Source organism: Rhodococcus sp. C26F, assembly GCF_053345925.1.
On the sequence record NZ_JBKFBA010000060.1, the window covers coordinates 7,790 to 19,049 of the forward strand.

The following is an 11,260-nucleotide window of genomic DNA, read 5'->3' on the forward strand; positions in this document are numbered from 1 at the left end:
CCACGCTCCCGGAGACCATCCGGGGTGTGGCGGCACGCTTTCCCGACCGCGTCGCCGTCCAATTCGAAGACGTGGCGGTCTCGTACTCGGAGTTCTTCAGCAGCGTCGATCGGGCGGCCGTGCAGTTGCAGCAGGCGGGAGTGACTTCCGGCGATCGGGTGGCGGTCCTGGCCGGCAACAGCATCGAGACGCTGGTGGCCCATCTGGCACCGACCGTGCTCGGCGCGATGACGGTGCCGATCAACACTCGACTCACAGCCGACGAGATCGCCTACATCCTCGACGACTGCCGACCGCAGGTCGTCTGCGTCGATGACCGGTTCGAAGCGCTGGCTCAAGAGGCCGGGGAGCGCTCGGAGCACGGCGCCCGGATCCGGCGGGTGGCGGATCCGGCGGCGTCTTCGGAGCCGGTGGCACCGGCCCCGATCGCAGCCGATGATCCGGCGTACATCATGTACACCTCCGGTACCACCGGCCGCCCCAAGGGCGCGGTGCTGACCCACCGGAATCTGCTCGGCTCCATCGCCAACTCGCGCCGCTCCCGCGACATCAACAGCCCGGAGCTGGTGTGGTTCGCCGGCTTGCCGTTGTTCCACATCGGCGGCATCCTCGGACCGCTCACCCACCTGACGGTGGGCGCCAAGTCGATTCTCGCCGGCACCGGCGGCTTCAGCGGGGAAGAGGCAGTCGACCTGCTCGAACGCGAGGGAGTCTCCGCCTGCTTCTTCGTCCCCACCCAGTGGGACGACATCTGCGCGGTACCCGGCGTCGCAGAGCGGACCCCGCAGCTTCGCCAGATCATCTGGGGCGGCGCACCCGCCTCGGATCAGCTCCTCGGCAAACTCCGCGCCGCGTTCCCGGGTGCGGAGATCCACAGCTCCTTCGGCCAGACCGAGACGGCGTCGGCGACCTGTGTGCTCGACGGCCACGACTTCGCCGCGAAACGCGGTGCGGCGGGACGACCGCTCCCGGCGATGGAGGTCAGGATCGTCGACGAGGAGATGAACGACGTCCCGGTCGGAGAGGCGGGTGAGATCGTCTACCGGGGCCCCACGGTGATGCGGGAGTACTGGAACAAACCTGAGGCCACCGCGGAGGCCTTCCGCGGCGGGTGGTTTCACTCCGGCGACGTCGGCACCTTCGACTCCGACGGCTACGTCTGGGTGCTCTCGCGGCTCAACGACATGATCATCTCCGGCGGTGAGAACGTCTACCCGGCGGAGGTCGAGGAGGCGGTGCTCGCCCATCCGGCGGTGGCCGAGGTCGCGGTGGCCGGTATTCCTCACGAACGGTGGGGACAGGTGCCGGTGGCCTTCGTCGTGCCGACCGCCCCGGCAACCGGTGTCGACCACGAGGAGATCCGGGCCTGGTGCCGGGAGCGGCTGGCCGGGTACAAGGTGCCGGCCTCGACGGTCGTCGTCGAGGAGCTACCTCGCAACGCGGCCGGAAAGATCCTGCGCCGCAATCTGATCGAGGACGCTCTGGTCGGGGGTTCGCGATGAGACTCACGCTGGTCCGGCACGGGTTGCCGGAGTCGCTGCGGGTCGCAGCCGGAACCCGGGCCGATCCGCCGCTGACCCCGGAAGGGGTCCGGCAGGCCCGGGCGATGGCGGACTGGCTCGCCGTCGACGGAGTGGACCGGATCTTCCAGAGCCCGGCACTGCGGGCCCGCCAGACCGCCGAGCCGCTCGCCGAGAAGCTGGGGCTCCCGGTGGAGACAGTTGTCGACCTCGACGAATACGACCGGGACAGTTCCGAATATCTCACCATCGAGGAGATGCGGGAGAGCGGACATCCGATGTGGGATCGGCTCCGCGCCGGCGGACACCCCGACGGTGACGCCGCGGGCGTCGAGTTCGTGGCGCGAGTGGTCGCCGCGGTCGATTCGGTGATCGCCGCGGCACCGGGGCAGCATGCGGTCGCGGTCTGCCACGGCGGCGTGATCAACGCCTACCTAGGGTCGATCCTCGGGGTGGACCGGATGATGTGGTTCGACCCGGGATACACCTCGATCAGCCGGCTCCAGGCCGCCGGGAGTGGACAGCGAACCGTGGTGTCGGTCAACGAGACCGGACATCTGCGTCAGGTCGACGTCTACTCGGCCATCGGTTGACTCCTTGCGGCGACTTGCAGTCGTGTCGTGGCTGTTGCAATTTGAACGTTTGATTGCCCGGCCGGGCTACGTGACTTCAGACGACGGTCTGGAGAGACTTGATCATGGCTCGTGGGTATCGACCGGTTGATCGTGATCAGCAGTTCCTGTTGCCACCGGATATGGCCGATTGGTTGCCGGAGGATCATCTGGTCTGGTTCGTGATCGACGTCGTCGATCGGCTCGATACCCGCGCTTTCCACGCCACCTGCAAACTGGGTGAGGTCGGCCGGCGCGGCTACGACCCTGAACCGTCCTGGGTGAGGTGAAGGCTCCTGATCTAACAAGGAGAATGCTGGTATGCCTGCACCGAGGAAGTACGACGCGGAGACTCAGGAGCGTGCGGTCCGGATGTATCGGGACCGGATCGCCGAACACGGAGGCTCGAAGACTGCAGTCCGTCGCCATGTCGACGAGCTGCTCGACATCGCGCCGGCGACACTGCGGAACTGGATCGAAGCCACAGAGCAAAAGATTCCCCGACCGTCGCGACGTCGGACAGCGATGCCGACCTCGACGAGGTGCGCCGACTGCATAAAGAGAACGCCGAATTAGGTAGGGCCAACGAGATTTTGAAGACTGCGAGTGCATTTTTCACGGCGGCGGAGGTCGACCGCCGACTGCGGTGATCGTCGACTACATCGACGCCCACCGGGAACGATTCTCCGGTCATCCCGATCTGTGCCGTGCTCACCGAGCACGGCATCAGCATCGCCCCGTCCACCTACTACAAGGCCAAGGCCCGCGGACGGAACCCCGTGGGCAGGACGACGCCGGCGCGTCCCTTCTTCGGGGCCATCGAGGCGATCATGTGCTGCACAAATGCCCAGTCTGCTGACGACTGCGGTGCGACGCTACCGATCGCGCGGGGGTCGTTGGTCCAGAGCTTCCACTTCAGGCTGTAGGGCGGGTTGGCGAGGATCACATCGAACTGCGCGAGCGAGCCGTCCGGTTTCTTGAAGCGCGGTTCCTTCAAGGTGTCGCCGACCTCGACTTCGACCTGGAACTGGGTGAGGTTGTGCATGAACAGATTCATGCGGGCCACGCCCGCGGTGTCCGTGACGGCTTCTTGCCCGTACAGCTGCAACGAGTAGCCCTTCTTGCCGCGGGCCTTGAGGAACCCGGCAGAGGCGATGAGCATGCCGCCGGACCCGCACGTCGGGTCGTACACCGACTCGTAATCGTGAGGGTCGAGGATCTCGACGATCAGCTCGACGACCTCGCGTGGGGTGAAGAACTGGCCGGCGCGGGTGCCGGAGCCGTCGGAGAACCGCTTGAGCAGGTACTCGTACGCTCCGCCGAGCACGTCGTGGGACATGTTGCCCTCGTGCATCTTCGGGGTGCGGTCCATCGCCTGCATGACCGCCGCCAACACCTCACCGGAGAGTACTTCTTCGGAGGTCCACGTCATGGACCCGAACAGGCGGGAGAACTTGTCCGGATTCGCTGTCTCGATGGCCTGAAGCGATGCCCGTACCCGCTGGCCGAGGCCGGGTTGGGTGATGGTGGCCAGGGTCGAGGCCCAGGAGGCGCGGCGCTCGTGGACGGTGTCGGGGTGGATCAGCGGGATCTCGAACGACTGGTAGTCGCGGTATTCGATCTCGTGGGCTTCGTCGGCGACAGATCCTCGAGCAGTCCGTCGTTCTCGGCGAGGAACACCTCGTGCTGGTGCTCCCAGGTGTCGGACAGGTATTTCCAGAACATCAGCGGGAAGACGACCGAGGAGTACTGCGCTTCGGGCATCGCCACGCGGAGTTCGTCGGCGGCGTCCCAGAGCCGGTTCTCGATCTCCTGCTGGGTCACTGTCCTCTGTCGAGGTGTCCTTGCTGGTGAGGGGGCGACCCGAAGGCCGGGGTGGTTCGGTGCTCACCCTATTTCGGGTGCTCAGAGTAGAGGCAGGCAGGGACGTATTTAGGCCACGGCGGCGATCGATCAGCGCTGCTGCCAGCGACGGAACATGCTCGGTGTACCGATCGGGAAAGATGGTTGATCCCGTCGGTGTCGAGCACGGCATCGCCGGTGGGTTCGGTTCTGTGCTCGGCGATGAGTTGGCCGCGCTCCTCGTGCCGGTGGGCGACCGTTGACCCGGGTGTCAGGTCCGGCCAACGCGGGCGCGGGGCGGAGGAGGTATTCCCAACTGCATCCATTGTCGGGACGGGGTAAGATGAGGGAAGATGGAGGAAGATATGAGACGGTCAATCGCAGCGCTCGCCGAGGAGATCGCCGCCGCGGCCCACCGCGGCCAGGTCGACAAGGCCGGCCAGCCCTACATCACCCACCCCGCGCGCGTCGCCGCCCGGGTGGCCGGTGACGAGAACGCCGTCGCGGCCGCCTGGCTGCACGATGTCGTCGAAGACACCCCGGTCACCCTCGTCGACCTCGAAGAATCGTTCCCGGCCGAGGTCACCGTCGCGGTCGATGCGCTGACCCGCCGCCCAGGCGAAGCCCCGGCCGACTACTACGCCCGCGTCCGGGCAGTGCCGTTGGCGCTGACGGTCAAACTCGCGGACCTGGCCGACAACAGCGACCCGCAGCGCCTGACCCGGCTCGACGCCGCCACCCGAGACCGTCTGATCGCGAAATATGCCCGCGCGCGGGCCGAGCTGACCGCCGGTGTGTAGGGCCGAGGACGACGGCGGCCGCAGATGTACCGATCACCGACAGCGCAGAGCGGCGTCGATCGAGGCGCTGCGTCCCGACCCGGCGCCGGATCGGCCCGGTGTCGAGTGGGCCACCGACCCGGCCAGCAGCCCGCGCCGGCTCTATGCCGACTATCCGGCCGGTCGTCGACGCGATGACTGCCGTGAAGCAGCAGGAGGCCGCGATGACCGCTGATGTGCTCGCCGTACTCCCCGAGGGTGCCCGCATGTATGGCCTCGAGTTCCGGATGAAAAGCCCGGCCTCGCTGGCCCGCAAGCTCGCCGACCGCGTCAAGGTCGCACCGTTCGCCGAGCCGGAACGGATCGTGGAGAAGATCACCGACGTCGTCCGCTACACCGCGATCTCCCGCCCCGAGCACATGGTCGCGACCGCCCGGGCGATGGCTGCCGGGCTCTCCCATCGCGGTTGGATGGTGATCGAGGCCGAGCAGTCCTATCTCGACGGCAACCAGTACAAGGGCCTGCACATGCTCGCCCGCCACCCGGACGGGCTGGTCGCCGAGTTCCAGTTCCACACCGACGCCTCGCAGCAGGTCAAGGACGACACCCACGTCGACTACGAACGCGCCCGCGACACTAGCGTTCCCGCCACCGAGCGGGCCGCGCTGATCGAGAAGATGACTACTCGCTGGGCGCAGGTCCCCACCCCCCCCGGACTCGCGGACCTGTCCGAGCTCGGCGGTTGCCCGGTCACCCCGAAGAACTACGCACCACGGAAGATGAATCGCGGAAGGGACACGTGATGAGCCTGTACACCGTCAGTTACCTCGGTCAGGATCAGTGGCTCGCCTACGAGGACACCCAGGCGGCCCGGATCTACGCCTATGTCCCGAACCTGGGCCGGTTCGTGCTGCACCGCCAGCTCGGCCAGGACTTCTATTGGGACAACGAACTCGACTGGGCCCCGGTCGACGCCGCGACCGGCCACGCGCTGGTTGAAGCCGGGCAACTCGGCAAGCTCGACGGCCGCCGGCACAGCGATCTGCTCGACGAACTGACCGCCGAACCCGACCACAAGACGCTGGCCGAGGTGTTCGGTGCCCAGCCGGTGCCCGAGCGCATCCCTTCGCCGCAGGAGTTCGCTGCGGCGAAGGTCCATGCCTTGGCTTCAGCTGCGCCGGGACAGTGGCTGACCTACAAGGTCTACGACCGTGACAAGCGGCGTACAGCCACGGTCGCCGCCCGCGACCTGCGTACCGGAAAGATCGCCGCGGTCCGCAAGTCCGGTCTGCACATCGACTCCCGGGTCACCCCGACCGCCGACGGTCGCCTGGCTGTGGAGATCGCCCGCACCGCCTGAACAGGGAGCAGGAAACGACACGCCCGCTCCCACTATGGAAGGCATGCGATCAGTAACCGTGTCGGGCAGGTGGATCGCCGATGTCTTGATCATGCAGCCTCGGCCCGTGCCGCCTGCCTAGGATTGTCTGACGCGCTGGCACGGGTGAGCGGCGCCGAGATGGAAAGAAGGACGACATGGCGGCGATGACGACCTCCCTTCGGGGACGAGTCAAGAACACCGGCCTGCCGAAAAGCCACGCGCTTCTCCCGCTGCTGGAGGCCGTCGTCAACGGCATACAGGCTATCGATGCGAGGTTCGAGGAGGCCAGCTCCCAGGGACGCCTCGACGTGAGGATCGTGCGTAGCCCGCAGGTGGGCTTCGATCTCGGCATCACCGCGCCCGGGCGTACTGCGCTGGAACCGATCATCGGGTTCGTAGTCACCGACAACGGCGTGGGATTCACTGCGGAGAACATGAAGTCGTTCGAGACGCTGGACAGTGACTACAAGTCGGCCGACGGATGCCGAGGCGTGGGACGCCTGCTGTGGCTGAAGGCATTCAGCAAGATAGTGGTCAAAAGCACCTACAAGGGCGAGGACGGCACCCTCCAGGGCCGACAGTTTCGGTTCTCGGTCGATCGAGAGGTAGAGCCCATCGAACCAGCCGAGACGCTCGCCGACACCGGGACGACCGTCGAGCTGGACGGCTTCGGCACCGCCTACCAGAAGAGCGCCCACAAGACAGCAGCGGCAATCGCGAGAGAAGTGTTCGAGCACTGCATCTGGTACTTCCTGCGGCCTGGCGGCGCGCCCGAGATCCGGGTCGTCGACGATGGCGAGACCGTCCTACTCAGGGAACTAATGGACGAGTTCGTCTACTCGGCGATGCCGACGAAGACGATCGAAGTCAAGGGCGAGAAGTTCGACATGGTCAACCTCTGCCTGAAGTCGTCGACCCGCAACCAGACGCCGAGGCTCTACTGGTGCGCCGCGAGCCGTGTGGTCACTGAAGAGAACATCACCGGGAAGGTCCCCGGGCTTTACGGCCGACTCAAGGACGAGAAGGGCGCGGACTTCACCTACGTCTGCTACCTCGCCTCCGACTACCTCGACGCCAACGTCCGCGCTGACAGGACAGCGTTCGACATCGACGAGACCATCGAGGGCGACACGATCGAGGGTGAGATCACGCTCGCCGACGTACGCACGGCTGTGCTCACCGAGATAGAAGTTCTGCTCGCCGATGAGCTGGCGGCAGCCCGGGACGAGGGTAAGTCGCGGGTCAACGACTACGTCAGCAATCATGCGCCTCGGTACCGACCTCTGCTGAAGCGCATGGGGTCGCTGGGACTGACGGTCGATCCGGCGATGAAGAACACGGAGCTGGAAGTGGTTCTTCACCGCGAACTCCAGAAGCTCGAAGCCGAAACTCTCGCCGAGGCCCAGAAGATCTTCGCCGAAGACGGTGCCGAGCGGCCCGCGGACTACCAGGAGCGGCTCGACGAGTACCTGGCGAAGATCACCGACATCAACCAGTCGGACTTGGCGGCCTACGTGGCGCGTCGCCGGGTGATCCTTGATGTTCTGGCGAAGCTCATCCGCTCGGACGACGAGGGCAAGTACTGCCGCGAGGACGAGATCCACAATCTGCTGATCCCGATGCGGAAAGACTCGAACGAGATCGGTACGGACGCCTCGAACCTGTGGATCATCGACGAGAGATTGGCCTTCCACGACTATCTCGCGTCGGACAAAACGTTCAACAGCATGCCCATCACCGACTCGAAGTCGACGAAGGAACCGGACATCATCGCCACGCGACTCGCCGGCCGCGCTGTGCTCGCAGCTGAGCGCCAGAGCGTCCCGCTCAGTTCGATCGTCGTCGTCGAGATCAAGCGCCCCATGCGGACCGACGCCTCCGAGGACAACAATCCGATCGACCAGTGCCTCGGCTACGTGAAGCAGATCCGCGAAGGCGGCGCCAAGACTAGCGATGGCAGACCGATTCCGAAGTCGGAGGGGGCGCCAGCGTTCTGCTACATAATCGCGGATTTGACTGCCAAGATGATCGACCGCTGCGAACTCGCGAGTCTGCGTCCGACCCAGGATGGCCTCGCGTACTTCGGGTTCAACGATGCGCGACGGGTGTACATCGAGGTCATCAGCTTCGATGGTCTCGTAAATGGGGCCACGGAACGTAATCGTGCGTTCTTCGACAGACTAGGACTGCCTGCGAGCAGGTAGTCCTCGGGCGCCAGGCAGATTTGGAACCGCGCCGAAGGTGGGTGCGAGCTGAGCTGGTGGCCAGGTCCTGTGGCTGTCGGGAGGCCCCGTCGGATCNGGGGCCTCCCGTGCTGGTGATCCAGGGCGGCTTCGCGGGATCGGTTACTTGGTTGGGCCCTGGTTTCTATAGGCGCCGGCACACGTCGCGACGAAACTGACGAGCCCGCCCAGCAGGGTGGCCGCGAGCATGGGCTCGAGGAAGTGGACGAGCACGGGGGTCGAGATGACGATCGCGAGCACGGTGGTCAAGGGGTGCGCGTACCAGCGGAAGAGTCTGTTGCCGCGGGTGCGGTCACCATCGTTCGAGTTCATGATGCTCCAAGAGATAGAAGGCGTACGGGAGGAAGATCGAGGCGTCAGAAGGGGTCGGCGTTGGTGTCGGGAGCAGGGGGCCAGGAATTGTCGAAGGGACCGGAGGTGGCGGACTCGTGGTACGTGTCAGCGTCGTTGGCAGCGATTGCGGCTGCGACGTGATTGGTGACGAAGTAGTTCGAGGGCGCGCCGAGGAGGCCTTCGGCCACACGCGGGATGATCGTGTTAGCGCGGTACCGCGCCAGACGCTTTTCGGCGGCGCCGACGCTGATCCGCATTCCACGGGCTGCATCGGCAACGGTGAAGCCGTGTGAGAGTGCAACGAGAATCGGCCGCACGGAGGCCGGAGAGATGCCGATCAGATGGGACAATTCGACCCGATTGACCGTGTTGTCCGCGATATCGGGCAAGGCGCGATCCGCTGGCTGTTCCTCAGACCACGCCGCGCGGTTTCTCCTGGTTTCCTTCGCCCACTTGTTGATCACATCGTGCTTGTTCATCAAGCAGGCATTGACGAAGTAGGTCGGCAACGCCGACCTAGTGCTGTTCCACCCGCCCCCCTCCACCGCTTTCTCCAGGAACTTCGGGAAAGTCTTGATGATGAGTTCGCTCGCGAGATAGTGGCGGCTCTCATGGTCTATCCGAAGCCACTCGAGGCTGCCCTCGTCGATGTGCAGAAAGCGGAGATGTGCTGGTCCCTGGGACTGGATCGACCCGTCCTTCATCATCGTCTGGAGAGCAGCGACGGCGTACTCATACAGCACCTTCATCAGCGCATCGGCCGGCGAACTCCAGCTCCCGCCCGCCGTTCGGAGGCCCACCTCGCGTGTCTTCTCGACCAGCTCGTGCATCCGGCGCCGACCATCGGCGCGTTCCTCCAAAGTTGACATCGACATACCTCTCCTCGCTCACTTCCGCATCCGCGAGCTCTGCGCGTCTACGGGAAATCTTCCAGCACCGCGGTAACCGATTCTGGTTATGAGTACCTATGGGAAGCCGTAGCCGAAATCGCCCGGTATTGTGACGGACATCACAGTTGTTGATCGGATTCTGTCGGGTTTCGTCGCGGGAGGGACGGACTCGGGCCGGTAGTACGCACGATCGGAAGGAACCTGCAATCCTGGCGAACTATGAGCGACCTGAGGGCTGAGGATTGGGCGGAACGTGACCGTGTGGCTCGCGAGGGTTTGGAAGTGAAGGTGTATCCGTTCGGATACGGCAGGTATCCGAAGCGGGGGATGGTCGAGCTCCTAAGAGACGGTGTACGGATCGGGACCGTCTCCATATCGGAGGAGACCGATTGGCTGATCGAGACCGTCAGCATCCGCGTCGAGCCCGAGTTCCGGTTCAGGAAAGACCTCGATGGATACCAGGAACGCTGGGCACTGTTCCTCATGCAGGCACTGTTCGAGCGCTTCCCCGATCACGAGATCCGCGAGAGCCCTGCCATCAACGACGCGCCGGGTGATCCGTTCGTTGCGCGGGTCCGCGGTGAATACGAGCTCCCGTATCACCTGAGCGGGTGCTTCCAACCGCCCAGCACCGGATCGTGTGTCTGCGGCGCGGGATGATCCAGGGCGTTACCGAGTCCGGGGTAGGAGGCATTGAGATCCGCGATCTCGGCGATGAGGACGATTGCAGCGGTCCATTTCATGGCGTGCTCCTTGGTTGGCGCGTGGGGGCCCGGTTGATCGGAGCCCTCTCGCTTTAACTCCCCGCGGTCGTGGTCGATGCGACGGTGGGCGAGGCGGAGGTGGGTGCGTGATGCGTTCGGTGGTGATCGAGTGGACTGAGGTGTCGTCGCACTGTGTGGTGGTGAATGTGCCTGTGGTTTTCGATCCGGAGGTTGTGGAGTGGGGTGATGCGTTGGGTTCGCTCGGGGATGACGGTTTCCTGGGGGTGGTGCGGGAGGGGGTCGTGGTGCGGTTTCTGGATGCGCCTGATCCGGCGGCTGAGGAGTTGTTCGGTTGTTGATGGGGTGGGGGGCCGGGTCGTGTGTGGCGGTCCGGCCTTCTGCCGTGTCGGCGGTGGTGGTGTCGTGGTTTCGGTGCGTCCCTCGGCGTGTGTGCCTGGTGGTGGGTGTGGGGGTTGTTGTGTGCTGTGAGCTGGGGTGATGGTATGTCCCGGTGTGGGGTCGGTGGTGGTGCCGGCGGGTGTGGGTGGGGTCGGTGTTGGGGGTGTGTGGGGTGGTGGGGGCGCGGTGGGGTGCTGTTTTCGGTGTGTTTGTGAAATGTGTTGTGGTGCAATGGTTATTGTGAATCATATTGGTGTGCAAGGTTTTACTGTTGTAATGCGCATGACGATTCTGTGATATTGGGTTATGTTCTTGGTGTGTAACGATATTGGCGATTTGGAGTGTTTGTGCTCGTCTGGCGCTGTCTTTGGGTGTGGGGTATGATGGGAGCATGATGTCGGGACGGGGAGTCAGCAGCGCGGCGGGGGTGTGTGCGGCGCGCGCAGCGCGTCCCGGCCTGTCGATGCTCTCCGGTGTGGCATGTAAGGTGACGATGAAAAACATTGGTGCACATGAAGCCTTGCTGTTGAGCGGAGCGCAGCGACGCGGGCGACGGCA

At 65.0% G+C, this 11,260-nt stretch carries 13 protein-coding genes and 1 pseudogene; 10 read left to right on the forward strand and 4 right to left on the reverse strand.

The window, feature by feature from the left end; translation table 11 throughout:
- The 4 genes and pseudogenes from ACLBYD_RS28660 to ACLBYD_RS28675 all read left to right on the forward strand — a co-directional run.
- Positions 1–1,502 (forward strand): class I adenylate-forming enzyme family protein (locus ACLBYD_RS28660; RefSeq protein ID WP_447819094.1); only part of this gene is annotated, 1,502 nt, incomplete at its 5' end.
- Positions 1,499–2,113 (forward strand): histidine phosphatase family protein, encoded by a 615-nt coding sequence (locus ACLBYD_RS28665; protein ID WP_447819095.1) that lies wholly within the window; start codon positions 1,499–1,501, stop codon positions 2,111–2,113. The genes ACLBYD_RS28660 and ACLBYD_RS28665, both read left to right, overlap by 4 nt.
- Positions 2,114–2,211: 98 nt before the next feature.
- A complete protein-coding gene (locus ACLBYD_RS28670; protein WP_447819096.1) occupies positions 2,212–2,421 on the forward strand; it encodes a hypothetical protein in 210 nt (69 codons plus the stop codon).
- A 31-nt stretch (positions 2,422–2,452) separates the two neighbouring features.
- A pseudogene (locus tag ACLBYD_RS28675) lies at positions 2,453–2,901 on the forward strand (IS3 family transposase); the annotation flags it as partial.
- Here the strand turns inward: ACLBYD_RS28675 and ACLBYD_RS28680 are convergent.
- Both ACLBYD_RS28680 and ACLBYD_RS28685 read right to left on the reverse strand, forming a co-directional pair.
- Positions 2,880–3,563 carry an HsdM family class I SAM-dependent methyltransferase gene (locus ACLBYD_RS28680; protein WP_447819097.1) on the reverse strand — a complete coding sequence of 228 codons (684 nt, stop codon included), beginning with the start codon at positions 3,561–3,563 and terminating at the stop codon, positions 2,880–2,882. The pseudogene ACLBYD_RS28675 and the gene ACLBYD_RS28680 overlap by 22 nt on opposite strands.
- Positions 3,564–3,712: 149 nt before the next feature.
- Positions 3,713–3,955, reverse strand: coding sequence for a type I restriction-modification system subunit M N-terminal domain-containing protein (locus ACLBYD_RS28685; RefSeq protein WP_447819098.1), 243 nt, complete (start codon positions 3,953–3,955; stop codon positions 3,713–3,715).
- A 383-nt stretch (positions 3,956–4,338) separates the two neighbouring features.
- Between ACLBYD_RS28685 and ACLBYD_RS28690 the strand changes: the two genes are divergently transcribed.
- The 4 genes from ACLBYD_RS28690 (at position 4,339) to ACLBYD_RS28705 (ending at position 8,337) form a co-directional block, all read left to right on the forward strand.
- Complete coding sequence (locus ACLBYD_RS28690; protein ID WP_447819099.1) at positions 4,339–4,773, forward strand: HD domain-containing protein; 435 nt, start codon at positions 4,339–4,341, stop codon at positions 4,771–4,773.
- A gap of 203 nt (positions 4,774–4,976) precedes the next feature.
- Positions 4,977–5,555 carry a hypothetical protein gene (locus ACLBYD_RS28695; RefSeq protein ID WP_447819100.1) on the forward strand — a complete coding sequence of 193 codons (579 nt, stop codon included), beginning with the start codon at positions 4,977–4,979 and terminating at the stop codon, positions 5,553–5,555.
- Positions 5,555–6,112: a hypothetical protein gene (locus ACLBYD_RS28700; protein ID WP_447819101.1), complete on the forward strand. Its 558-nt coding sequence runs from the start codon at positions 5,555–5,557 to the stop codon at positions 6,110–6,112. The genes ACLBYD_RS28695 and ACLBYD_RS28700 overlap by 1 nt, the downstream gene beginning before the upstream one ends.
- 176 nt (positions 6,113–6,288) lie before the next feature.
- The gene (locus tag ACLBYD_RS28705; RefSeq protein WP_447819102.1) at positions 6,289–8,337 is read left to right on the forward strand and encodes an ATP-binding protein; all 2,049 of its coding nucleotides are present in this window, start codon (positions 6,289–6,291) and stop codon (positions 8,335–8,337) included.
- A 141-nt stretch (positions 8,338–8,478) separates the two neighbouring features.
- On the opposite strand, the gene ACLBYD_RS28710 is transcribed toward ACLBYD_RS28705, so the two are convergent.
- The gene (locus tag ACLBYD_RS28710) at positions 8,479–8,688 is read right to left on the reverse strand and encodes a hypothetical protein (protein WP_447819103.1); all 210 of its coding nucleotides are present in this window, start codon (positions 8,686–8,688) and stop codon (positions 8,479–8,481) included.
- A gap of 44 nt (positions 8,689–8,732) precedes the next feature.
- Positions 8,733–9,578 carry a hypothetical protein gene (locus tag ACLBYD_RS28715; protein ID WP_447819104.1) on the reverse strand — a complete coding sequence of 282 codons (846 nt, stop codon included), beginning with the start codon at positions 9,576–9,578 and terminating at the stop codon, positions 8,733–8,735.
- A 303-nt stretch (positions 9,579–9,881) separates the two neighbouring features.
- On the opposite strand from ACLBYD_RS28715, the gene ACLBYD_RS28720 reads away from it, so the two are divergent.
- Together ACLBYD_RS28720 and ACLBYD_RS28725 are read left to right on the forward strand one after the other, a co-directional pair.
- A complete protein-coding gene (locus ACLBYD_RS28720; protein WP_447819105.1) occupies positions 9,882–10,259 on the forward strand; it encodes a hypothetical protein in 378 nt (125 codons plus the stop codon).
- Between the two features lie 193 nt (positions 10,260–10,452).
- Positions 10,453–10,662, forward strand: coding sequence for a hypothetical protein (locus ACLBYD_RS28725; protein WP_447819107.1), 210 nt, complete (start codon positions 10,453–10,455; stop codon positions 10,660–10,662).
- Positions 10,663–11,260 lie beyond the last annotated feature (598 nt).